Here is a 23,956-nt window from a genome sequence, read left to right as displayed (position 1 = left end):
GTGGTGGTGCCGGATGGCGGCATAAATGCCTTATCCGGCCTACAGGATCACACCACCCAGGCCCACACCGCACCCTGCGCCAACGCCGCGCTAATGTGGCTTACACCGGCGTTACCCTGGCCTCCTTCGCCTCGCGCGTCCCGCGATGAAGCAGCGCGTGCAGCAGGATCGCCCCGAAGGTGGCCGTGCCAATCCCGCCCAGCGTAAAGCCGCCCAGCGACAGCGCGAAATCGCCGGCGCCCAGCACCAGGGTCACCGACACCATGATCAAATTGCTGTTTTGACTCAGATCCACCCGGTTTTGCACCCAGATCCGCGCCCCGGCGACGGCAATTAAGCCAAAGACCACGATCGAGGCGCCGCCGATCACCGGCCCGGGAATGGTGTGGATTAATGCGCCGAACTTCGGCGAGAAACCCAACAGCATGGCAATCAGCGCCGCGGCGACAAACACCAGGGTTGAGTAGACCTTGGTCACCGCCATGACGCCGATGTTCTCCGCATAGGTGGTGACCCCGCTGCCGCCCACCGAACCGGAGAGCATGGTCGCCAGCCCGTCGCCGACGAAGGCGCGCCCCATGTACGGGTCCATATTGCGCCCGGTCATCCCGGCGACGGCCTTCAGGTGCCCGAGGTTCTCGGCCACCAGGATCACCGCGACCGGCGCAATCAACATCATCGCCTGGCCGTTAAAGGATGGGGTGGTAAAGTGCGGCAGCCCGAACCACGCCGCCTGGGCGAGGGGGGAGAAGTCCAGCGGTTTGCCAAGGCCCAGGCCGTTAGCCAGCAGGGCGTACAGCGCGCAGGCGACGATCAGGCCGACCAGGATCAGCAGTCGCTGCAGCATCCCGCGGGTAAATACCGCCACTATGCCGATGCAGAGCACAGTTAACACCGCCATCCAGCTGTCGAAGGCGCTGGCGGAGACGCTGCGCACGGCAATCGGCGCCAGGTTCAGGCCGATAGCCATCACCACCGCGCCGGTCACCACCGGCGGCATCAGGCGCTCGATCCAGCGGGTGCCGATCTTCATCACCACCAGACCAATCAGGGTGTAGACCAGCCCGCAGGCGATGATCCCGCCAAGGGCGACGCTCAGATGAGGGTTCAGCCCCTGGCCGTTAAAGCCGGTAATGGCGATCACCACCCCGACAAAAGCGGCGCTGGAGCCGAGATAGCTCGGCACCCGTCCGCCGGTGACGACAAAGAACAGCAGGGTGCCGACGCCCGACATCAGAATAGACAGGTTCGGGTCGAGCCCCATCAACAACGGCATCAGCACCGTCGCGCCGAACATCGCAACGGCGTGCTGCACGCCCATCACCAGCGTTTGCCCGGCCGACAAGCGTTCATCGGGGGCGACAACGCCGGATTCGGCGGCGGGAGAGGTCAGCTTCCAGCGAGGAAAATCGAAGAGTGCCATGATGATATCCCGGGTTAAAGGTTAACAAGCGGGTCGCATAAGCGTGTGATAGCCGCGGTCAAACCACATCAGTCCCCGGGGCTCCGGGTGACGGGTAATGGCCACGACGTGACAAAACAGAATGTCGTGCGTCCCGACGCTGACGCGCTGGTCGATGCGGCAGTCAAAGCTGACCAGGGCCGCCTCCAGCCGCGGACAGCCGGTGGCGCCGGTCTGCCAGTCGGCGGCGGCAAAACGCTCGTCCATTGCCGTTTTACCGCCAAACAGCGTCGACAGGGCCTCCTGTCCGGCCGCCAGGGTATTGACGCACAGCGTGTGGTGTTCGCTGAACACCGGCCACACCGAAGCCGAGCGGTTCAGGCAGACCAGCAGGGTCGGCGGCGTGTCGGTAACGCTGCAGACCGCGCTGGCGGTGAATCCCGCCCGGCCCGCCGGGCCATCGGTGGTAATAATGTTAACCGCGGCGCCGACGTGGGCCATGGCGTCACGGAAACTCGCTTTGTCCGTTAACTCCATCGTAAACNNTTTCCAGCCGTTGTCGGCAAAAAATGCCGCGTCGACTTTTTCCCGGTCAAAACCGGACATTGGCCCGGTGTCGAGGCCCAGCGCCCGGCAGGCAAAAATCAGATACGCCGCCTGCAGGGAGCTGTTGCGAAACGCGGTCTCTTCCGCCAGCTGCGGGCTGGAGGTAAACCAGCTGCGGGCGTCACCGTGGGGAAACAGGGTCGGCAGCCGGTCGTAGAAGGCGCTATCCCACGCCACGATGGCGGTCACCGGCGCCTGCATGGTTTTCTGCAGATTGCCGCTGGAGAGCGTCGGGCGAAGTTTCTCTTTGCCTTCCGCGCTGCGCACGAACACGATGCGCGCTGGCGAACAGTTGGCGGAAGTCGGCCCCATTTTCATCAGGTCCCAGACGGCCTGCAGCTGCGCATCGCTCACTGGCTTATCCAGCCAGCCGTTGTGGGTCCGGGCCTGGGTAAACAGCGTCTCGCAGGCCGTGTGGTTTATTGCGTCGTTCATCGGGTCTCCCTGGCGACCGGCAGCATAGCGGCCAGCCCGTCGCGTAAAATGGTATTAAAGGTATCGGCGTCGGTGACGTTACAGGCATGGCCGCCCCACGGCATTTCCACGTGCTGGCTGCCGGGGATCGCCGTCTGCAGCACGCGGGAGCAGGAGGCGGGGACCAGCAGGTCGTCAGCGGCGCTGATAATCAGCGTCGGGCAGGCGATGGCCGCCGCACGGCGTGAAAAATCAGCCTGCTTCAGGGCCTGCAGCCGCTTCAGCAGATTCTCTTTGCCCTGAAAATGGCTGATGGCAAGCGCATCTTCCGCTTCGAGGCGCGGCAGGCGCGCGGCCATCCATTCCGCCGGGTAGAGAAATAGCGGCTGCGCTTCGACCCACGCCTGTGCGCCGCCGGCATGCAGCAGACGCTCGCGCACCTGGAAGCAGCGGCGGGNNGACCAGCGCCAGGGCGCTCACCGCCTCGGGGCGATCGAGCGCCAGCTGCAGGCCAATCAGCGCCCCCAGGGCGTGGCCCACCAGCGCGAAGCGGGCGATCCCCGCCGCTTGCAGAGCGCTGAACAGCTCCCCGGCCATCGTCGCCAGGCTGTAGTCGGCGGGCAGCGGACCGGCGTTCTCCCCGGTCCCGTTATGGTCATAACTCACCAGCTGATACTGTTCCTCCAGCGCCGCGCGCTGCGCCAGCCAGTAGCCGCCGCCCCCGCCCAGACCGGCGCTGAGGACCACCACCGGCGCGCCGGGCCACGGAGCCGGAGCAATATTGAGCCTCATCATGTCGGGGTACCGATATGGGCGACGCTGGCGATTTCCACCAGCGCATCGGGCTTCACCAGTCCGCACTGAATGCAGAAGCGCGCCGGTTTATCGCCGGGGAAGAACTCGGCGTAGACCTCGTTAATCGCGGCGTAATTTGTCCAGTCGGTGATAAAGATGCTGTTGAAAGTCACATCCGCCATACTCCCGCCCGCCGTTTCGATAACGCTCCTGATGGTCTCCAGCACGTGGCGGGTTTGCGCCTTTGGGTCGCCGATGTGCACCACATTGTTTTGCTTATCAAACGGCAGGGTGCCCGAGACGTAGACCACCCCGTCGGCGAGCGTCCCCGGAACAAAGGGGGCAATCGGCGCGGTGGTGCCTGGCGGAATAATCACCTGTTTAGGCATAACGTTTCTCCTTGGCTAAAGCCAGCGGGGCGGCGGGGGACAGCGCGTGGCAGAAGCTCTCAACGTCGCTGACCCAGCCGAAAAAGGTTTCAATATTGAACAGCGCCGCCTGCTGGGCGAAGGCCGGGCCGGCCTGATGGGTGGCATCCTCCAGCACGATGCCGAAGTATTCGAGAAAGAAGCCATCGCGCAGCGTCGATTCGACGCAGACGTTGGTGGCGATCCCGGTGAACACCAGGTGGCGTATGCCGCGGCTGCGCAAAATGCTGTCGAGCGGGGTGTTAAAGAAGCCGCTGTAGCGCGGTTTCGGCAACACGATATCGCCTTCCTGCGGCGTCAGCTCGTCCACCAGCTGATAATCCCAGCCGCCTTTCGCCAGCAGCTTGCCCTGCAGCTCCGGACGCTGACGCATCGTTTTCAGCGCGTTGGATTTGTGATAGTTCGGCGAGCCCGGGCCGCCAGCTTCAACATACTGATCATCCCAGCCATTCTGGAACCAGATAATCAACATACCCGCGGCGCGAGCGGCGGCGACGGCGGTATTAATATTGTCGATAACCGGCCGGGTAGCGGAGACGTCAAAGCCGGCGAGATCCAGATAACCGCCCTGGCTGGCGTAGGCGTTCTGCATATCGACCACAATCAGCGCGCTCTGCTGCGGCGCGAAGGTCAGGGATTCCGGGCGAGCGGGAAGGGTAATCATCAGGCCACCTCACGGGTAACAGAAGCAATGTGGTTCCGGCAGCGCATCAGCGGCTGAATGCGTTCGCCAAAGGCGTCAATGCCGGCAAGAAAATCATCAAAGGTCAGCAGCACGCCGTCGGTGCCGGGCACGCTCGCTACTTCATCAAGCATACGGGCGACGCTGGCATACGATCCGACCAGGGTGCCCATGTTAATGTTGACCGCCGAGGTGGGGTCGGCCATCTGGCGCACGTTGGTATCGCTGCCGGAGCGGGTATCTTTCTGACTCTGCTCGGTGAGCCACGCCAGCGCTTCTTCATCGGCGCCCGCTTTGTAATGTTCCCATTTGGCGCGCGCCGCCTCGTCGGTTTCGTCGGCGATCACCATGAACAGCACATAGGACCNNTCACCATGAACAGCACATAGGACCCCACGTCGCGGCCGGTTTTTTCCGCCGCCTGCATCATGCGTGCGGCGGTCGGGGCAAAGGCCGTTGGCGTGTTGACCCCTTTGCCAAAGCAAAAGTTGTAGTCCGCATGCTGGGCGGAGAAGGCCATCCCGGCATCGCTCTGCCCGGCGCAGATCACCTTCATCGGCTGCGACGGGCGCGGGCTGACACGGCAGTCGTTCATGGTGAAGTAGTCGCCTTTGAAATCGCTGCGCCCGGTGCCCCACAGGTCACGGAGCACCTGGACGTATTCGGTGAGATAGTCATAGCGGCTGGCGAAATAGTCATCTCCCGGCCACATGCCCATCTGGTCATATTCCGGTTTTTGCCAGCCGGTCACCAGATTGACGCCAAACCGGCCGCCGGAGATGGAGTCGATAGTGGAGGCCATCCGGGCGACAATCGCCGGCGGCAGCGTCAGGGTGGCGGCGGTGGCGTAGATCTGGATCTTCGAGGTCACCGCGGCCAGGCCGGCCATCAGGGTAAAGGACTCCAGGTTGTGATCCCAGAATTCAGTTTTCCCGCCGAAGCCGCGCAGTTTGATCATGGAGAGCGCGAAGTCGAAATGGTAGTGCTCGGCCTTCTGCACGATGGCCTTATTCAGTTCAAAGGTCGGCATATACTGCGGGGCATGGGTGGAGATCAGCCAGCCGTTGTTGCCAATGGGAACGAAAACACCAATTTTCATACCTACCTCTCTGCAGTCATGGAAGATGGGTTGCGATGGTGCGGCATCCTGCCTCTCCCTGGACCACCTCGCAGAGAAGGTAAAGCAAAGGCGATGCCAGTTTTATAAATGCTAATGTTATTAATGTTTTACTTTTGAGTTGCTAAAAAGGACGATAAAAAAGTGGACTGGATGGTCAAAATCAGTGCACGAAAAAACGGCAGTCATGCGCAATCAGGGTGCATGGGGTCGTGTCGGCGCAGGGCTTTTGCTATGCTGGTGGCGTCAACTGAAGGAGAGGATGTATGGCACAGGGCGCGGTGAAGAAAAGCGGCAAACGTTCACAAGCGGTCAGCGCCAAAAAGGAGGCCATCCTGGCCGCCGCGCTGGAGGCATTTTCGCAATTTGGTATTCACGGTACGCGGCTGGAGCAGGTGGCTGAGCGCGCCGGGGTATCGAAAACCAATCTGCTCTATTACTACCCTTCGAAAGAGGCGCTGTATGTGGCTGTCCTGCAGCAGATCCTCGCCATCTGGCTGGCGCCGCTGAAGGCCTTTCGTGAGGATATCAGCCCGCTGGTGGCGATCCGCGAATATATTCGCCTGAAGCTGGAGGTGTCCCGCGATCACCCCCAGGCCTCGAAGCTCTTCTGCCTCGAGATGCTGCAGGGGGCGCCGCTGCTGATGGGCGAACTGACCGGGGATCTGAAAGCGCTGGTCGACGAAAAATCGGCGATAGTCTCCGGCTGGATCGACCGCGGCAAGCTGGCGCCGGTCGATCCACAGCATTTAATCTTTATGATCTGGGCTACCACCCAGCATTACGCCGACTTCGCCACCCAGGTGGAGGCGGTCACCGGCGCCACGCTGCAGGATGCGGCCTTTTTTGAACAAACGGTCGATAATGTCCAGCGGATGATTATCGAAGGCATTCGCGTCCGTTAATTGGCGGGCGGCAGCGGGCAGCTTTGATCGCCATCCTCGCACTGTAGCAGCGAGGCGAGGAAAGACTCCCGCTCCACGCTCTTATCGGTCATGCACTGGCTGACCAGCATTGGCTGCATGCTGCCGCCTTCGGCGCCGGACGCGAGAAAGGCGCAGTCGGCGTCGCGTAAGGCGATCCATGCCTGCTGCGCCTGCTTCAGTAATGTTTGTTGTTTACCCACCGCCCGCTGCAGGGCCTGCTGCCAGGTGTCGTTCAGTTTTTTATCGGCCGCCTGATACTGCGCAGCCGCGCACTGATTCATTTCGGTTTGGGTGTTGGCGCTGCTGCACTCGTCCGCCAGCGCCGCGCCGCTGGCCAGCAGGGCCATCACGGCAAATAACGTGCGTTTCATTGTTCTGCTCCCATAAAAAAGGCTCCCGTCCGGGAGCCTTAATTAAACACAGCTGACGTCGGCTGTCATTAGCTGATCGCAGCGCAGACTGATTGCCCGGATGGCGGCGCACCGCGCCTTATCCGGGCTACCCTTTGGCGGTGGTAGGTAGCCCCGGTAAGCGCAGCGCCACCGGGGAGCCCGTTTTAGCCGATGGTCATCAGGCTGGCGTTACCGCCTGCCGCCGCGGTGTTAACGCTCAGCGAACGCTCGATATACAGCCGCTCCAGCAGCAGATTAGTTTCGCCGCGGGCGAAGCCCTGCACGGAGACAATCGCCCCGTCGCGCGCCGCCACCTGCTCGCACAGCTCGCGCAGCTGGTCGGAATCGCCGTGGTAGATAACCGCGTCGAAGGCCTGGCCAGGCAACTGCTCCGCTTTGGCAAAGCGAATGCGCTCGCTGACCTCCCGCGGCAGTTTCTTCGCCAGATCGCGCTGCAGGGCGCTGTCCGGCCACAGTACTTCACAACCCACCGCCAGCACAGCCGCCAGCTGGATCAGCGCATCCTGTTCGTTATCCGCTACGCACAGCACGCGCTCGCGCGGCATCAGCGTCAGGGTGTTGCGCTCGCCGGTTGGCCCCGGCAGCAGGCGTTGGGTGCCGCTTTGCGCCTGCTCGCTGTACTGCTGGCACAGCGCCTGCAGCTCAGGACGGCCCGCGGCCCACTGCTGCAGCGCCTGCAGCGGTTTTTCCAGCAGCGTTTTCAGCTGGGCGTCCAGCGGACGCTCTGCATCCTGGCGGGCGAAGGTCACGCCAACCGCGTCCTGCGGACGGCTGGAGAGCAGACGGTACAGATACAGCGGACCGCCGGCTTTCGGACCGGTACCGGACAACCCTTCGCCGCCGAACGGCTGAACGCCGACCACCGCGCCAACCATATTGCGGTTGACGTACAGGTTGCCCACCTTGGCGCTGCCGGTGACCTGGGCGATGGTTTCGTCGATACGGGTATGCACGCCGAGGGTCAGGCCGTAGCCAGAGGCGTTAATCTGCTCGACCAGTTTGTCCAGCTCGTTACGGTTATAGCGCACCACGTGCAGTACCGGGCCGAAGACCTCTTTTTTCAGCTCGTCGAAGCTGTCGAGCTCGATAAGCGTCGGTGGCACGAAGGTCCCGTGACGCCATTCGCGGGCGTCTTCGCTATTCTCACGCACCGCCTGGTAGACGGTGCGGCCTTTGGCGCGCATCGCCTGAATATGGCGTTCGATATTCTCTTTCGCTTCCGCATCGATAACCGGACCGATATCGGTGGTCAGGCGCCCCGGATTGCCCATCCGGCACTCGCTCATGGCGCCGCGCAGCATGGTTAAGGTGTGATCGGCGACCTCTTCCTGCAGGCAAAGCACGCGCAGGGCGGAGCAGCGCTGGCCGGCGCTGTCGAACGCGGAAGCCAGCACGTCGATCACTACCTGCTCGGTGAGCGCCGACGAATCGACGATCATCGCGTTCATCCCGCCGGTTTCGGCGATCAGCGGCGTCGGGCGGCCCTGGGGATCGAGGCGGCTGGCGATATTGCGCTGCAGCAGGGTGGCCACTTCGGTGGAGCCGGTGAACATCACGCCGCGTACGCGCTCATCGGAGGTTAGCGCGGCGCCCACGGTCTCCCCGCGACCCGGCAGCAGTTGAATAACGCCCGGCGGCACGCCGGCTTCCAGCAGAATCGCCACGCCCTGGGCGGCGATAAGCGGCGTCTGCTCGGCAGGTTTCGCCAGCACGCTGTTGCCGGCCGCCAGCGCGGCGGCAATCTGGCCGGTGAAGATCGCCAGCGGGAAGTTCCACGGGCTGATACAGACCACCGGACCCAGCGGGCGGTGAGTTTCATTATCGAAATCGTCGCGCACCTGGCCGGCGTAATAGTGCAGGAAGTCAACGGCTTCGCGCACTTCAGCGATGGCGTTGCTGAAGGTTTTACCCGCCTCGCGCACCAGGATCCCCATCAGGGTCGGCATTTGGCTTTCCATCAGCACCGCGGCGCGCTCAAGAATGGCGGCGCGCTCCTGCGGCGGAGTGGCGAACCAGATCGGCGCATTGTTGATAGCGCTGGTCAGCGCCTGCTGCACTTCAGCGTCGCTGGCTTCGCGGACGTAGCCGACGATATCTTTCGGCTCTGCCGGGTTAACCACCGGCTGCATCTCGCCTTCGGCCACCGGCTGCTCCAGCATCGGCAATGCCTGCCATTTATGCAGCGCGCTGTTGAGCAGGGAAGAGGAGAGGGAGGCCAGACGGTGCTCGTTCGCCAGATCGAGACCGGCGGAGTTGCTCCGGCCTCTGCCGTAGAGATCGCGCGGCAGCGGGATTTTCGGATGCGGCAGGCCGGCCTGGCCTTCCTGCTGCGCCAGTTTTTCTACCGCGCTGACCGGGTCGGCCACCAGCTCGTCCAGCGGCAGGGTATTGTCCGCGATACGGTTGACGAAAGAGGTATTGGCGCCGTTCTCCAGCAGACGACGCACCAGATATGCCAGCAGCGTCTCGTGGGTGCCCACCGGGGCGTAGATCCGGCACGGACGGTTCAGCTTGCCGTCTGCGACCTTGCCCACTACCTGCTCGTACAGCGGTTCGCCCATGCCGTGCAGGCACTGGAACTCATACTGGCCCGGGTAGTAGTTCTGGCCCGCCAGCTGGTAGATAGCCGCCAGAGTATGAGCGTTATGGGTGGCGAACTGCGGGTAAATCAGGTTCGGCACCGCCAGCAGCTTCTTAGCGCAGGCGAGGTAGGAGACGTCGGTGTAAACCTTGCGGGTGTATACCGGATAGCCTTCGAGACCTTCCATCTGCGCGCGTTTAATTTCGCTATCCCAGTAGGCGCCTTTCACCAGACGGATCATCAGGCGACGGCGGCTGCGGGTGGCGAGGTCAATCAGGTAATCAATGACAAACGGACAGCGCTTCTGGTAGGCCTGAATCACGAAGCCAATCCCGTTCCAGCCGGCCAGTTCCGGCTCGAAGCACAGTTTTTCCAGCAGGTCGAGGGAGATCTCCAGACGGTCTGCCTCTTCGGCGTCAATATTGATGCCGATGTCATACTGGCGCGCCAGCAGGGTCAGCGATTTCAGCCGCGGGTAAAGCTCTTCCATCACCCGGTCATACTGCGCGCGGCTGTAGCGCGGGTGCAGCGCGGAGAGCTTAATGGAGATACCCGGACCTTCATAAATGCCGCGGCCGTTGGAGGCTTTGCCGATGGCATGAATCGCCTGCTGATAAGAGACCATATAGGCCTGGGCGTCAGCGGCGGTCAGGGCGGCTTCGCCGAGCATATCGTAGGAGTAGCGGAACCCTTTTTCTTCCAGCTTGCGGGCGTTGGCCAGCGCTTCGGCGATGGTTTCCCCGGTGACGAACTGCTCGCCCATCAGGCGCATCGCCATATCCACGCCTTTGCGGATCAGCGGTTCGCCGCTCTTGCCGATGATGCGGTTCAGGGAGCGGGAGAGGCTGGTTTCGTTATGGGTCGACACCAGTTTTCCGGTGAACAGCAGCCCCCAGGTGGCGGCGTTGACGAACAGCGACGGGCTGCGGCCGATGTGCGACTGCCAGTTGCCGTTGCTGATTTTGTCGCGGATCAGCGCATCGCGGGTGGCTTTATCCGGAATACGCAGCAGGGCTTCCGCCAGGCACATCAGCGCCACCCCTTCCTGTGAAGAGAGGGAGAACTCCTGCAGCAGGCTCTGCACCATACCGGCGCGGCCGCTGGCGGTTTTCTGGTTGCGCAGTTTTTCCGCCAGCTGATACGCCAGCTTGTGCGCCTGTTCGCCCAGCGGCTGCGGCAGACGGGCCTGCTCCAGCAGCATCGGTACCGCGTCGGTTTCCGGACGTCGCCAGGCGGCGGTGATCGCCGCGCGGCTCACCGACTGCGGCAGGATCTGCTCGGCGAATTCGAGGAACGGCTGATAGGGCTCTTCCGTTGGTTCGCTGGCGTCATCGCTTTCGTTGGCGGCCCCGGAGAGCAGGGCCGGCAGCTCAGGCAGCGTCTCGTCGTTCTCCAGTTTTTCCAGATAATTAAAGATGGCCTGCTTAATCAGCCAGTGCGGCGTGCGGTCAATACGGCTCGCGGCGGATTTAATGCGCTCGCGGGTTGCGTCGTCAAGCTTAACACCCATGGTGGTGGTGCCCATGCTCAAAACTCCTGTCATTTATCGTTAGGCTTATGCGGTTGCATGGAAATATCCACTATGTTGCAACTTTGTGCAACCTTGTTAATTGTGGCTTGTGACGGAAGCCGTGAAATGGCTAATTTGTTAAAAATAACCCCTAAAATAGCAGAAATTTAACCCCGGGCTCATAGGGTATTTGTATGCGTGAGTTAACACTTTTGTTTGGTGCAACCTTTAAAAACGTGAGAGAGTGCAACCTCTAACAAATTGACGTTTTGCGCCATCGGTTTTTCGTGTAAATGCTGTGTTAAATCGTTTGTGAAAAACCGAAGCTTCCGTCAGGATACGGTCGCCCAATTAAACAATGCGCCATTACCCCGTTCCGGTAGTGGAAAAAAACGACGAAGTTGGACGCTGTCGATAAAAATTCTGGAGACTTTGCATGGCTATTAGCACACCGATGCTGGTGACATTTATTGTTTATATTTTTGGTATGGTATTGATAGGGTTTATTGCCTGGCGTTCGACCAAAAACTTCGATGATTATATTCTCGGGGGAAGGAGTCTGGGGCCATTTGTGACCGCGCTTTCCGCAGGGGCGTCGGATATGAGCGGCTGGCTGCTGATGGGCCTGCCAGGGGCGATTTTTCTCTCCGGGATATCCGAAAGCTGGATCGCCATTGGCTTAACGCTGGGGGCGTGGATTAACTGGAAGCTGGTGGCCGGTCGCCTGCGCGTGCATACCGAGGTGAATAATAACGCCCTGACGCTGCCCGATTATTTTACCGGCCGTTTTGAAGATAAAAGCCGGGTGCTGAGAATTATTTCGGCGCTGGTTATTCTGCTGTTCTTTACCATCTATTGCGCTTCAGGAATTGTCGCGGGGGCGCGTCTGTTTGAAAGCACCTTCGGCATGAGTTATGAAACCGCACTGTGGGCCGGGGCGGCGGCGACGATTATCTATACCTTCGTCGGCGGCTTCCTCGCCGTTAGCTGGACCGATACCGTGCAGGCCAGCCTGATGATTTTCGCGCTGATCCTCACCCCGGTGATCGTGATTATTTCCGTCGGCGGCTTTGGCGATTCGCTGGAAGTGATTAAGCAGAAGAGCATCGAAAATATCGACATGCTGAAAGGGCTGAACTTCGTGGCGATTATCTCGCTGATGGGCTGGGGGCTGGGTTATTTCGGTCAGCCGCATATTCTGGCGCGCTTTATGGCGGCGGATTCGCACCACAGCATCGTTCACGCACGTCGCATTAGTATGACCTGGATGATCCTGTGCCTCGGCGGGGCGGTGGCCGTCGGCTTCTTTGGCATCGCCTACTTCAATAACAACCCGAGCCTGGCGGGCGCGGTTAACCAGAACGCCGAGCGCGTGTTTATCGAACTGGCGCAAATCCTGTTTAACCCGTGGATTGCCGGGATCCTGCTGTCGGCGATTCTGGCGGCGGTGATGTCCACCCTGAGCTGTCAGCTGCTGGTCTGCTCGAGCGCAATTACCGAAGACCTGTATAAAGCCTTCCTGCGTAAAAACGCCGGTCAGAAAGAGCTGGTGTGGGTGGGCCGTATGATGGTGCTGGTGGTTGCCCTGGTGGCCATTGCCCTGGCGGCCAATCCGGAAAACCGCGTGCTGGGTCTGGTGAGCTACGCCTGGGCTGGCTTCGGCGCCGCCTTTGGCCCGGTGGTCCTGTTCTCGGTAATGTGGTCGCGCATGACCCGTAACGGCGCGCTGGCCGGGATGGTGATTGGCGCCCTGACCGTGATCGTCTGGAAGCAGTTTGGCTGGCTGGGCCTGTATGAAATCATTCCGGGCTTTGTCTTCGGCAGCATCGGGATTGTGGTCTTTAGCCTGCTGGATAAAGCGCCGTCGGCCAGCATGCAGCAGCGCTTTGCCGAAGCGGATGCCCACTACCATACGCCGCCGCCGGTACGCGCCACGGCTGAGTAAGATCATCTAATGCTCACGAGCCCGCCGCTGGCGGGCTTTTTATTGCCTGGTGCCGTGCCGGAATATTATAACCCTTGCTAATTATCTGAAAATCCGCTGATATTTCCTGACTAATAACAATGAGGATAGCAAAGATGACGTTCAGACAGGGTGCAATGGCGCTGGTGCTGGCAGGGTTACTCAGCGGCTGCGTGGCGGGTGGAAGTTCATCGACCAGCGCGCCGAAGCCCGGCGTCTGCCCGGCGGATAAGTCCATGGTGCAAACCACGCTTTACTTCGGTCTGAGCCGCCCGGCGGGGAAAGACATCACCGCTGAAGAGTGGCAACAGTTTGTCGACCGTGACGTCACGCCGCGCTTTCGCGACGGGCTGACGGTGTTTGATGCCCACGGCCAGTGGCTTGGCCAGAATGGTCAGGTGGTGCGGGAGCAGAGCAAGGCGCTGATGGTGATCCATGGGCATGACGCGCAGAGCGAGGCCGGTATTGAGGCTCTGCGCCAGGGCTATAAATCACGCTTCGCGCAGGAGTCGGTGATGCGTGTCGACCAGCCGGTCTGCGTGCAGTTCTGAGTAAACGGCGGGGGCAGCCCCGCCGTTTGTTTTACAGCACCAGCCCGGCGAAGCTGGCGGAAAGCAGGCTCACCAGCGTGGCGCTATACACCAGCCGCAGGCCGAAGCGGGAGACGATATTGCCCTGCGGTTCATTCAGGCCTTTGATCGCCCCGGCGATAATGCCGATCGAGGCAAAGTTGGCAAACGACACCAGGAATACCGAGAGAATGCCGAGCCCGCGAGGGGTCATGCTGGCGGCAATCTTTTGCAGCTCAATCATCGCCACAAATTCGTTAGCGACCAGTTTGGTGGCCATGATGCTGCCGGCGTTTAGCGCATCGCTCAGCGGGATGCCGATAAGCCACGCCAGCGGATAAAAGACGTAGCCGAGGATCTGCTGGAAGCTGAGACCAAACAGGGTGGCGAATAGCGCGTTAATGGCGCTGATCAGGGCGATAAAACCGATCAGCATCGCCAGAATAATCATCGCCACTTTAAAGCCGGCCAGAATATATTCCCCGAGCATTTCAAAGAAACTCTGCGATTCATGCAGCTTCTCGAGTTTTATTTCCTGCTCGCTGCCCGGCCGCGTCGGGTTAATTACCGACAGCACGATAAAGGTGCTGAACATATTGAGGATCAGCGCTGCGACGACATATTTGGCGTCCAGCATGGTCATATAGGCGCCGACAATCGACAGCGATACGGTCGACATGGCCGTCGCCGCCATAGTGAACAGTCGCCGTGAGGAGAGGTCGCCCAGTACGCCCTTGTAGGCAATGAAGTTCTCCGACTGGCCGAGGATCAGCGAGCTGACGGCGTTGAAAGATTCCAGCTTACCCATGCCGTTTACTTTCGACAGCAGGGTGCCAATCACGCGAATAAAAATCGGCAGGATCCGCCAGTGCTGGAGAATACCAATCAGCGCGGAAATAAACACAATCGGACACAGGACGCCCAGGAAAATAAAGGCTAAGCCTTTTTCGCTCATGCCGCCAAAGACGAAATTGGTCCCTTCGGCGGCAAAGCCTAACAGCGAAGCAAAAAAGCCGGAAATATTTTTTACCAGCCACAGGCCGCTTTCGGCGTGCAGGAAAAAGAAAGCGAGCGCTATTTCGATAATAATCAACTGGAGAATATAACGAATACGAATTTTTTGTCTGTCGTAGCTGACAAGCCAGGCCAGGGCGAGGATCACCGCCAGCGCCAGCAGGAAATGAAAAAATGCAGTCATGTTGTTCTTTTCGCAAGTCAATAAGGCCGCCATTTAGCCATAGCCGCTACGGCGGGTAAATATCTGGCGTAAAAAATCCTTTGCTTATTCTTTCCCTTCATAACAGGCGAATATTTTCATAAGTCATTATTTGTCAGCGATTTATTTACAACTGATCATCATTCTCTGCACATTTCGCTTGTGTTTCTGAGCATTGTAATGATAATCACTATCATAAATATTACCTGTTTTTGCATTCGTTGACGGTGCTTTACATTTAAGGGTATTGGCATGTTTGTCCCATTTCTCATTATGTTACGCGAAGGCCTGGAGGCGGCGCTGATTGTCAGCCTGATCGCCAGCTATCTGAAACGCACCCAGCGCGGCAACTGGATTGGCGTGATGTGGATTGGCGTGATCCTCGCGGCGGCGCTATGTCTTGGCTTAGGCATCTTTATCAACGAAACCACCGGCGAATTTCCTCAGCGTGAACAGGAACTGTTCGAAGGGATCGTCGCGGTCATTGCGGTGGTGATCCTGACGTGGATGGTCTTCTGGATGCGCAATGTCTCACGCAACGTCAAGCAGCAGCTGGAGCAGGCCGTGGACAAGGCGCTGCAGCGCGGTAATCACCACGGCTGGGCGCTGGTGATGATGGTCTTTTTCGCGGTCGCCCGCGAGGGGCTGGAGTCGGTCTTCTTTCTGCTGGCGGCCTTCCAGCAGGATGTCGGTATCTGGCCGCCGCTGGGGGCGCTGCTGGGTCTGGCCACCGCTATCGTGCTGGGCTTCCTGATCTACTGGGGCGGTATCCGCCTTAACCTTGGCGTGTTCTTCAAATGGACCAGCCTGTTTATTCTGCTGGTGGCCGCTGGCCTGGCCGCGGGGGCGATCCGCGCCTTCCACGAGGCGGGCCTGTGGAACCTGTTCCAGGATACCGCCTTCGATCTGAGCAACGTGCTGTCGACGCATACGCTGTTCGGCACGCTGCTGGAAGGGATCTTCGGCTATCAGGAGACGCCGAGCGTCAGCGAAGTGGCTGTCTATCTGCTTTATCTGATCCCGGCGCTGGTGCTGTTTGCCCTGCCGCCGCGGAATAATACCACTGCCTCGCGGGCTGCCTGACCGGGCGCTGCGAGCTTATAAGCGACACTCTACTTACCGAAAGGGATGATCATGATGATTCATTTTCGCCGTAATGCGCTGCGGGTGACCGTGGCCGCGCTGCTCAGCTCTGCATTCGGTGCTCAGGCTGCGGATATCCCGCAGGTCAAAGTCACCGTCAACGACAAGCAGTGCGAGCCGATGCAGGTGACCGTTAACGCGGGTAAAACCCAGTTTATTATTCAGAACCACAGCCAGAAAGCGCTGGAGTGGGAGATTCTGAAAGGGGTGATGGTAGTGGAAGAGCGCGAAAACATCGCGCCGGGCTTTACTCAGAAGCTCACCGCGAACCTGCAGCCGGGCGAATATGACATGACCTGTGGCCTGCTCACCAACCCGAAAGGCAAACTGATCGTCACCGGCGCCGCCACCAAAGACGCGGCGAAAGCGGATGCGGTGCTGAGCCTCGGCGACGCGATCACCGCCTATAAAGCCTATGTGACGGCGGAAACCGCGCAGCTGGTTAGCGGCACCAAAGCCTTTACCGACGCGGTGAAAGCCGGCGATATCGAAAAAGCGAAAGCGCTGTACGCCCCGACGCGTCAGCATTACGAGCGCATCGAGCCCATTGCCGAGCTGTTCTCTGACCTTGACGGCAGCATCGACGCCCGCGAAGACGACTTCGAGAAAAAAGCGGAAGATCCGAAATTTACCGGTTTCCACCGTCTGGAAAAAGCGCTGTTTGGCGATAACAGCGTCAAAGGGATGGAAAAATATGCCGATCAGCTGAACAGCGATGTGCTGGAGCTGCAAAAGCGTATCAGCGAGCTGGCGTTCCCGCCGTCAAAAGTCGTGGGCGGCGCGGCAGGATTAATTGAGGAAGTCGCGGCCAGCAAGATCAGCGGTGAAGAAGATCGCTACAGCCATACCGATCTGTGGGACTTCCAGGCCAACATTGACGGCGCGCAGAAAATTGTCGACCTGCTGCGCCCGCAGCTGCAAAAAGAGAACAGCGCGCTGCTGGCGAAAGTGGACGCCAACTTTAAGAAAGTGGACAGCATCCTCAGCAAATATCGCACCAAAGACGGTTTCGAAACCTACGATAAGCTGACCACCGCCGACCGTAATGCGCTGAAAGGGCCGATCACCACCCTGGCGGAAGATCTGGCTCAGCTGCGCGGGATCCTGGGGCTGGACTAAGTCGATGGCACAACAGAAACCCCACGACGTGAACGAACCGTCACGTCGTCGCTTACTGAAAGGGATCGGTGCCCTTGGCGGCGCGCTGGCCATCGCCGGCGGCTGCCCGGTGGCCCATGCGGCAAAAGCGGAAAGCTCCCCGGGGANNTCCTCACACCGCAGCAGGCTTCGATGATGCTGGTGGCCTTCGATGTGCTGGCGGCTGATAAAGCCGACCTCGAGCGGCTGTTTCGACTGCTGACCCAGCGTATCGCCTTTTTAACCCAGGGCGGCCCGGCGCCGGACACGCCGAATCCGCGGCTGCCGCCGATGGATTCCGGCATCCTGGGGCCGTGGATTGCGCCAGATAACCTGACCATCACCGTCTCGGTCGGCCATTCGCTATTTGATGAGCGCTTTGGCCTGGCGGATAAAGCACCGAAAAAGCTGCAGCCGATGACCCGCTTCCCCAACGATTCGCTGGATGCCGCGCTGTGCCATGGCGACCTGCTGCTGCAGATCTGCGCCAATACTCAGGATACGGTGATCCACGCCCTGCGTGATGTCATCAAACATACGCCGGATCTGCTGAGCGTGCGCTGGAAGCGGGAAGGGTTTATCTCCGACAGCGCGGCGCGCAGCAAAGGCAAAGAGACCCCCATCAACCTGTTGGGGTTTAAGGACGGCACCGCTAACCCGGCGAGCCACGACAGCGCGTTGATGGATAAGGTAGTGTGGGTGACAGCCGATCAGGACGAGCCGGCCTGGACCGTGGGCGGCAGCTATCAGGCGGCGCGAATTATCCAGTTTCACGTGGAGTTCTGGGATCGGACGCCGCTCAAGGAGCAGCAGACGATCTTTGGTCGCGACAAGCACACCGGTGCGCCGCTGGGGATGAAAAACGAACACGATACCCCGGATTACAGTAAAGATCCTAACGGCGAAGTCATTGCGCTGGATAGCCATATTCGTCTGGCCAATCCCCGCACGCCGGAAACCCAGTCCAGCCTGATGATGCGCCGCGGCTACAGCTATTCGCTGGGGGTTACTAACGCCGGACAACTGGATATGGGGCTGTTATTCGTTTGCTATCAGCACGATCTGGAAAAGGGTTTTCTGACGGTGCAGAAACGGCTTAACGGCGAGGCGCTGGAGGAGTATGTCAAACCGATCGGCGGGGGCTACTTCTTTGTTTTACCCGGCGTAGTGGATGAAAAACACTATCTGGGAGAGTCGCTGCTGCAGGCCTGATACCAACCCTGCCCGTAAGGGCAGGGCGTTTTCTGCTGTTTTTCTCATTTTTCTTATATTTCCTGCCATGTGTTATATTTCTGTAATACAAATGACCGATAGTCTCCTACACTTGCTTAAGAACTATTTGTTGCGTCATTGTGAAAAATAAGTTGCATTAAGAATCTTTTTTGATGTACTTATTACATACGCGGTAGTTCCCGGCAGTGTGACGTTTCACTATGGAGATCGCGAATGGTAAGGTCCCGTACCGGACAACGTAAAACCTCAGACCGTACTCTTCAGCACGGAAGCCCCGCTTCCGGCAGCGATTTTCTTACTCTTTCTCTCTCCGCTTCGCATTATTACAACCTTGGCAGGGTACGCGGTGCGCGTAGCCGCGACTCGTTGTCAGTTCTACCGGCAAGCAATGGCTTACAAGGAAGCCAAACCTCAATCGTTCGTGCGCATAGTCGCGTCGATGTTGACGCGTGTGATGTAAACCAACAACGCAAGGTGCTATCCATGGGAAGACAAAAAGCAGTGATCAAAGCTCGTCGTGAAGCAAAACGTGTGCTGAGACGGGATTCACGCAGCCATAAGCAGCGTGAAGAAGAATCGGTCACATCGCTTGTGCAAATGAGTGGCGTAGAAGCAATTGGCATGGCGCGGGACAGCCGTGATACTTCCCCAATTGAGGCGCGCAATGAGGCTCAGGCGCATTATTTGAATGCCATCGACAATAAGCAGCTGATTTTCGCTACCGGCGAAGCTGGATGCGGCAAGACCTGGATCAGTGCGGCGAAGGCAGCTGAAGCCCTGATCCATAAGGATGTGGACAGAATTATTGTTACCCGTCCCGTTCTGCAGGCCGACGAAGATCTCGGCTTCTTACCGGGAGATATCGCCGAGAAGTTCGCTCCCTATTTCCGACCGGTTTACGATGTGCTGGTGAAAAGGCTGGGGGCTTCCTTTATGCAGTACTGCCTGCGTCCGGAAATCGGCAAGGTGGAAATCGCGCCGTTCGCCTATATGCGCGGACGTACCTTTGAAAATGCGGTGGTGATTCTGGACGAGGCCCAGAACGTGACCGCAGCGCAAATGAAGATGTTTTTAACCCGCCTCGGGGAGAACGTGACGGTCATCGTCAATGGTGATATCACCCAGTGCGACTTGCCCTCTGGCGTGAGATCTGGCCTGAGCGATGCGCTGGCGCGTTTTGAGGAAGACGAGATGATCGGCATCGTGCGTTTCACCACCGATGACTGCGTGCGCTCGGCTCTCTGCCAGCGGACGCTGAAAGCCTATTATTAATCGTCATACTGTGAGCAAGGCCCGGGCTAGCCCGGGCTTTGTTGTTTTGATCCTTGCGACAGTCTGAAGTGCGGATAAAATTTCTGTTTTGAGGGATCCATCGCTGTATGTGATAGAATTTCTTCTCTGTAATACAAGAATATCTGCTTTGCTATACATAAGCGCCTTTCTAATAATTTCTTTCGTCTTACGCCGTTTTACTCATTTAATTGTATGGATACTTGTAAGGGAAGCACAATGGTCGTACATGGGAAAGTTATCAAGTTATTAATTACTATTTTGATGGTGGGGTTGTCATCCGCTGCTTATAGTAAAGATTATCAGGCAGGGAAAAACTTCACTGTTATTCATTCTACTGTTAAGCAACCGCCGCCACTAGTTGAGTTTTTTTCCTTCTACTGCGGACCTTGTTATGCGTTTGCAGAGCGCATCAATGTTGATACAGCTATCAGAAAGCGCCTGCCCGACGATATGAAACTGGAAAAATACCATGTCAGCCAGATGGGGCCTTTAGGACCAGCATTAACAGAAGCATGGGCCGTAGCACAATATGCTGGGGTAGATGGCAAGGTGGAAAAGTTATTGTTTGAAGGTTTACAGGTTAAGCGTGATATTAAAACGGCAGCTGATATTGTTATGGTGTTTAATCAACTTGGCATTACGTCAGAGAAATATGCCGAAATGCAAAGTAACTTTATGGTAAAAGCTTTAATTGCCAGACAGGATAATCTGGTCGAAAAAATGAAAGTGCATGGTACGCCTTCTCTTTATGTTTCAGGAAAATATCATATTAACAATGCATCACTCGCGCAAGATGACTATGATACCTATGCAGAGGATATGGCTAATCTGGTTTTATTTTTGCTTAACAAGCCCCTGTAACACGAAGTGAGAAAGTATCATTAGGTTTGTCTTTTTCGTTCTGTCCGGGGGGCGTTGCCACTCGTCGAACCCTGGTCGGGGGTTCTCATCCCCCCCTGCGGAGAATATAAAAGAAAAGAGCCCGTACTTGCGTACAGGCTCTCATCTCGAATATGGCGGTGAGGGGGGGATTGACTCGCTTCGCTCGCCGTTACTCGGCCCATCCCTGGGCCTCGCCCCTGCGGGGCCAACGCAGGCGTTGTTCAAAAACGCTCCCGGCGTTTTTGTCGGGGCAGCCCGCTTACTGCGTGCGCGGTCTGTCCAACTGGCTGCGCCAGTTGTCGAACCCCGGTCGGGGGTTCTCATCCCCCCCGGTGGGTGCCACATGCGAAAAAAAAGCCCGTACTTGCGTACGAGCTCTTCTTAAAATATGGCGGTGAGGGGGGGATTGACTCGCTTCGCTCGCCCCTGCGGGGCAGCCCGCTCGCAGGCTCGCGGTCTGTCCAACTGGCGTTGCCAGTTGTCGAACCCCGGTCGGGGGTTCTCATCCCCCCCGGTGGGTGCCACATGCGAAAAAAAAAGCCCGTACTTGCGTACGAGCTCTTCTTAAAATATGGCGGTGAGGGGGGGATTCGAACCCCCGATACGTTGCCGTATACACACTTTCCAGGCGTGCTCCTTCAGCCACTCGGACACCTCACCATATTGTCTTGCTGCTCACCTTGGGTGGGCAACGGGGCGCTACTATAGGGAGTTGCGTTAAAACGGTCAAGCATATTTTCTTCTTTCTTTGCCGTTCGCTCACGCAATGAACAATGCCCCGCTGCGGCTCAGCGGGGCGGGCGTTTTAGCGCTGGGAATCCAGCTGTTCGTTATTCTTCACGACGTCCTGCGCTTTGCTGTAGCTTTCGATCAGCAGCTGGTAGGCCGGGAAGACTTTGGTGTACACCTCCGCCCATTCTGCGGCGTCCGGGCGATTCCAGGTGCGCTGCAGCTCAGAGGCGACGGCGGCGGTATCCATTGGCACTACGCCGGCCTGTACCACGCGAGCCAGGGTGATCTCCTGCGCCATTTTGCTGTAGGTGCCGGAAGCGTCAATCACGGCAAATACTTTATAACCGTCGGCGACAGCGGCGATAGCCGGGAAGGCCATGCAGACGCTGGTGATGGTCCCGGCGATAATCAGCGTTTTACGGCCGGTCGCTTTCACCGCGGCGACGAATTCCGGGTTATCCCAGGCGTTAATCTCACCTTTACGGGCGATGTATTTCGCATGCGGCGCGTTTTCATGAATCTCCGGGATCAGCGGACCGTTCGGCCCCTGCGGCACGGAGGCGGTCGTGATCACCGGGATCCCAGCAAGCGACGCCATCTTGGCCAGCGCGGCGGCGCGAGCGCGCAGCTCTGGCATCGGCATATCGCCGACGGTCTGGAACAGACCGCTCTGATGGTCAATCAACAGCATTGCGGTATCGTTAACATCAATCACCGGACGAGCACCGTTAAAGTTAGCGGGAGTAGACATAGTATTCACCTCAATCAGTTAGATTTGGCCAAAGCGGCCGCTGTTAAAATCGCGTACAGCTTCTGCGATCTGCGTTTTGTTATTCATGACAAACGGGCCATAGCCCACAATCGGCTCCTGTAGCGGTTCTCCGGCCATCAGCAGAACTTTTGCCGGGGCGGTCGCCTCCAGATGCACTGCGTCACCTGCCTGGCTCAGGACGGCCAGCTGGCCTTCGCGAGCAGATTCGGAACCGTTAATGATCACTTCCCCTTCCAGCACCACCAGCGCGGTACTCCAGCCCTCCGGTTGGCGCAGCGTGAGGTCGTGCCCCTGATTCAGCTGCAGATCCCACACGTTAAGCGGTGAGAAGGTATGGGCCGGGCCGCTGACGTCGTCATACTGGCCGGCAATAACCCGAACCTGTCCGGCGCCGTTCGCCAGCGCCACGGTGGGGATCGTCCCGGCGGTAATGCTCTGGTAGCCGGGGGTCGCCATTTTGTCTTTCGCGGGCAGGTTGACCCACAGCTGGATCATCTTCAGCTCGCCGCCGCTGCGGGTGAAGGCCTCCGAGTGGAACTCTTCGTGCAGGATCCCGGCGCCCGCCGTCATCCACTGCACGTCGCCTGGACCAATCACCCCGCCGCGTCCGGTGGAGTCACGATGCTCTACTTCACCGGCGTAGACGATGGTGACGGTTTCAAATCCGCGATGCGGATGCTCACCGACGCCGCGTTTTTCGCTGCTCGCCGGGAAGGTGTACGGCCCGGCATAGTCGAGCAGTAAGAAGGGGCTCAGCTGCTGGCCGTGCGTCTGATAGGAAAACATCGAGCGAACCGGGAAGCCGTCGCCTACCCAATGCTGCGCAGGCGCGGTGTAGACTCCTGTGATCTGTTTCATGGCTTTCTCCTGTGTATCGGTATCTGATGTAAATAAGCTTATATCCGGGACGACGTATGCGGTAGTGAGCAAAAATGACCTATACTGTTCCAAAAATGGAACAATGGAGGAAGGATGCAGGATCTCAATGACTTCGCCTGGTTTGTCCAGGTGGTAGACCATGGCGGTTTCGCCGCGGCGGGGCGAGCGCTTGACCAGCCGAAATCCAAACTCAGCCGTCGCATTGCGCAACTCGAGGAGCGGTTGGGCGTGCGTTTGATTCAGCGAACCACCCGTCAGTTCGCGGTCACCGAGGTCGGGCAGACCTTTTATCAGCATTGCAAAGCGATGCTGATTGAGGCCGAGGCGGCGCAGCAGGCGGTCGAGACACTGCGCGCCGAGCCGCGCGGTAGCGTCAGGATCACCTGTCCGGTCACCTTGCTGCATGTCCATATCGGACCGATGCTGGCGCGATTTATGGCGCGTTATCCTGGGGTAACGCTGCATCTTGAGGCGACCAACCGCCGGGTGGATGTGGTCGGGGAGGGCGTTGATGTGGCGATCCGCGTCCGTCCCCGGCCCATCGAGGATAGCGACCTGGTGATGCGCGTGCTGGCGGACCGCGGGCACCGGCTGGTGGCCAGCCCGGATCTCATTTCCCGGCTCGGACGTCCGCAGGCGCCGTCCGAGCTGAGCGCCTGGCCGGGCCTCAGCCTGGGTGCGAACAAGCATCAGCATAAATGGCAGCTCACCGGGCCCGGGGGAGCGAGAGCGGAAGTGTATTTCACGCCGCGAATGGTGACCACCGATATGCTGGCGCTGCGCGAGGCGGCGATGGCCGGCGTAGGCGTGGTGCAGCTTCCTTTACTAATGGTGCGCGATCAGCTGGCGTCAGGGGAATTAGAGGTGGTTCTGGACGAGTGGCAGCCGCGGCGGGAAGTGATCCATGCGGTATTTGCCTCACGGCGCGGGCTGCTGCCCTCCGTCAGGGCGCTGGTGGACTACCTCAGCGAAGAGTATCAGCGGATGGAGGAGGATTAGCTTCGGGATTGGCTTTTCTCGGGGCTCCCCCCCGGCAGAGAATATAAAAGAAAAAAGCCCGTACTTGCGTACAGGCTCTCATCTTGAATATGGCGGTGAGGGGGGGATTGACTCGCTTCGCTCGCCGTTACTCGGCCCATCCCTGGGCCTCGCCCCTGCGGGGCCAACGCAGGCGTTGTTCAAAAACGCTCCCGGCGTTTTTGTCGGGGCAGCCCGCTTACTGCGTGCGCGGTCTGTCCAACTGGCTGCGCCAGTTGTCGAACC

Annotated in this window: 17 protein-coding genes, 1 tRNA gene and 4 pseudogenes; 9 read left to right on the top strand and 13 right to left on the bottom strand. The window is 59.0% G+C overall.

Translation table 11 applies throughout. The features are described 5' to 3' along the window. Positions 1 to 100: 100 nt before the first annotated feature. The 7 genes and pseudogenes from rutG to rutA all read right to left on the bottom strand — a co-directional run bounded on the left by rutG (position 101) and on the right by rutA (position 5,426). Positions 101 to 1,423 carry a pyrimidine utilization transport protein G gene (gene rutG, locus KHQ28_RS17195; RefSeq protein ID WP_004211313.1) on the bottom strand — a complete coding sequence of 441 codons (1,323 nt, stop codon included), beginning with the start codon at positions 1,421 to 1,423 and terminating at the stop codon, positions 101 to 103. A gap of 21 nt (positions 1,424 to 1,444) precedes the next feature. Continuing rightward, positions 1,445 to 1,939, bottom strand: coding sequence for an NADH-dependent FMN reductase RutF (gene rutF / locus KHQ28_RS17190; RefSeq protein ID WP_004176611.1), 495 nt, complete (start codon positions 1,937 to 1,939; stop codon positions 1,445 to 1,447). Positions 1,940 to 1,948: 9 nt separating this feature from the next. Further along, positions 1,949 to 2,443 (bottom strand): annotated as a pseudogene (locus KHQ28_RS17185) (malonic semialdehyde reductase); the annotation flags it as partial. Then, a pseudogene (gene rutD, locus KHQ28_RS17180) lies at positions 2,440 to 3,217 on the bottom strand (pyrimidine utilization protein D). The pseudogenes rutD and KHQ28_RS17185, both read right to left, overlap by 4 nt. After that, a complete protein-coding gene (gene rutC / locus KHQ28_RS17175) occupies positions 3,214 to 3,606 on the bottom strand; it encodes a pyrimidine utilization protein C (RefSeq protein WP_002898877.1) in 393 nt (130 codons plus the stop codon). The pseudogene rutD and the gene rutC overlap by 4 nt, the downstream one beginning before the upstream one ends. Continuing rightward, the gene (gene rutB / locus KHQ28_RS17170) at positions 3,599 to 4,309 is read right to left on the bottom strand and encodes a pyrimidine utilization protein B (RefSeq protein ID WP_004176609.1); all 711 of its coding nucleotides are present in this window, start codon (positions 4,307 to 4,309) and stop codon (positions 3,599 to 3,601) included. Before rutB ends, rutC begins: the two co-directional genes overlap by 8 nt. Next, positions 4,309 to 5,426, bottom strand: a pseudogene (gene rutA / locus KHQ28_RS17165) (pyrimidine utilization protein A). Before rutA ends, rutB begins: the two are co-directional and overlap by 1 nt. Positions 5,427 to 5,710: 284 nt before the next feature. Between rutA and rutR the strand changes: the two are divergent. Continuing rightward, positions 5,711 to 6,349: an HTH-type transcriptional regulator RutR gene (rutR, locus tag KHQ28_RS17160; RefSeq protein WP_002898883.1), complete on the top strand. Its 639-nt coding sequence runs from the start codon at positions 5,711 to 5,713 to the stop codon at positions 6,347 to 6,349. On the opposite strand, the gene KHQ28_RS17155 is transcribed toward rutR, so the two are convergent. Next, positions 6,346 to 6,741 carry a lysozyme inhibitor LprI family protein gene (locus KHQ28_RS17155; protein WP_002898886.1) on the bottom strand — a complete coding sequence of 132 codons (396 nt, stop codon included), beginning with the start codon at positions 6,739 to 6,741 and terminating at the stop codon, positions 6,346 to 6,348. The two genes, rutR and KHQ28_RS17155, sit on opposite strands and share 4 nt — an antisense overlap. A gap of 185 nt (positions 6,742 to 6,926) precedes the next feature. Further along, on the bottom strand, positions 6,927 to 10,889 hold the full coding sequence (putA, locus tag KHQ28_RS17150; protein WP_032419113.1) for a trifunctional transcriptional regulator/proline dehydrogenase/L-glutamate gamma-semialdehyde dehydrogenase: 3,963 nt from the start codon (positions 10,887 to 10,889) through the stop codon (positions 6,927 to 6,929). A gap of 421 nt (positions 10,890 to 11,310) precedes the next feature. On the opposite strand from putA, the gene putP reads away from it, so the two are divergent. Both putP and KHQ28_RS17140 read left to right on the top strand, forming a co-directional pair. Next, positions 11,311 to 12,819 carry a sodium/proline symporter PutP gene (gene putP, locus KHQ28_RS17145; RefSeq protein ID WP_004147889.1) on the top strand — a complete coding sequence of 503 codons (1,509 nt, stop codon included), beginning with the start codon at positions 11,311 to 11,313 and terminating at the stop codon, positions 12,817 to 12,819. Between the two features lie 134 nt (positions 12,820 to 12,953). Beyond that, positions 12,954 to 13,388, top strand: coding sequence for a DUF3574 domain-containing protein (locus KHQ28_RS17140; protein WP_004150827.1), 435 nt, complete (start codon positions 12,954 to 12,956; stop codon positions 13,386 to 13,388). A gap of 31 nt (positions 13,389 to 13,419) precedes the next feature. Here the strand turns inward: KHQ28_RS17140 and KHQ28_RS17135 are convergent, their stop codons facing one another. Then, positions 13,420 to 14,604, bottom strand: a complete 1,185-nt coding sequence (locus tag KHQ28_RS17135) for a NupC/NupG family nucleoside CNT transporter (protein ID WP_002898911.1) — start codon at positions 14,602 to 14,604, stop codon at positions 13,420 to 13,422. A gap of 270 nt (positions 14,605 to 14,874) precedes the next feature. Here KHQ28_RS17135 and efeU point away from each other — a divergent pair, with 270 nt between their 5' ends. The 5 genes and pseudogenes from efeU (at position 14,875) to KHQ28_RS17110 (ending at position 20,289) form a co-directional block, all read left to right on the top strand. Continuing rightward, entirely contained in the window at positions 14,875 to 15,705 is an 831-nt protein-coding gene (gene efeU, locus KHQ28_RS17130; RefSeq protein ID WP_002898913.1) for an iron uptake transporter permease EfeU, read from the top strand. Between the two features lie 51 nt (positions 15,706 to 15,756). Beyond that, on the top strand, positions 15,757 to 16,884 hold the full coding sequence (gene efeO / locus KHQ28_RS17125) for an iron uptake system protein EfeO (RefSeq protein WP_004157740.1): 1,128 nt from the start codon (positions 15,757 to 15,759) through the stop codon (positions 16,882 to 16,884). A gap of 4 nt (positions 16,885 to 16,888) precedes the next feature. Beyond that, positions 16,889 to 18,114: pseudogene (gene efeB / locus KHQ28_RS17120) on the top strand (iron uptake transporter deferrochelatase/peroxidase subunit). Between the two features lie 504 nt (positions 18,115 to 18,618). After that, the gene (gene phoH / locus KHQ28_RS17115) at positions 18,619 to 19,407 is read left to right on the top strand and encodes a phosphate starvation-inducible protein PhoH (protein WP_002898923.1); all 789 of its coding nucleotides are present in this window, start codon (positions 18,619 to 18,621) and stop codon (positions 19,405 to 19,407) included. 237 nt (positions 19,408 to 19,644) lie between these two features. After that, positions 19,645 to 20,289: a DsbA family protein gene (locus KHQ28_RS17110; RefSeq protein WP_032419111.1), complete on the top strand. Its 645-nt coding sequence runs from the start codon at positions 19,645 to 19,647 to the stop codon at positions 20,287 to 20,289. Positions 20,290 to 20,882: 593 nt separating this feature from the next. Here KHQ28_RS17110 and KHQ28_RS17105 read toward each other — a convergent pair. The 3 genes from KHQ28_RS17105 to KHQ28_RS17095 form a co-directional block, all read right to left on the bottom strand. Next, positions 20,883 to 20,970 (bottom strand) — tRNA-Ser (locus tag KHQ28_RS17105). A 145-nt stretch (positions 20,971 to 21,115) separates the two neighbouring features. Continuing rightward, the gene (locus KHQ28_RS17100; RefSeq protein WP_002898927.1) at positions 21,116 to 21,793 is read right to left on the bottom strand and encodes an isochorismatase family protein; all 678 of its coding nucleotides are present in this window, start codon (positions 21,791 to 21,793) and stop codon (positions 21,116 to 21,118) included. Positions 21,794 to 21,811: 18 nt separating this feature from the next. Beyond that, positions 21,812 to 22,672 carry a pirin family protein gene (locus KHQ28_RS17095; protein WP_032419109.1) on the bottom strand — a complete coding sequence of 287 codons (861 nt, stop codon included), beginning with the start codon at positions 22,670 to 22,672 and terminating at the stop codon, positions 21,812 to 21,814. Between the two features lie 114 nt (positions 22,673 to 22,786). Here KHQ28_RS17095 and KHQ28_RS17090 point away from each other — a divergent pair, with 114 nt between their 5' ends. Beyond that, positions 22,787 to 23,692, top strand: a complete 906-nt coding sequence (locus KHQ28_RS17090; protein WP_004179309.1) for a LysR family transcriptional regulator — start codon at positions 22,787 to 22,789, stop codon at positions 23,690 to 23,692. The last annotated feature ends 264 nt before the right edge of the window (positions 23,693 to 23,956 follow it).

This window comes from Klebsiella sp. 28 (assembly GCF_018223905.1).
GTDB classification, from domain to species: domain Bacteria; phylum Pseudomonadota; class Gammaproteobacteria; order Enterobacterales; family Enterobacteriaceae; genus Klebsiella; species Klebsiella pneumoniae.
The sequence above is the reverse complement of the archived record's forward strand: the minus strand, read 5'-3'. Positions and strand labels throughout refer to the sequence as shown.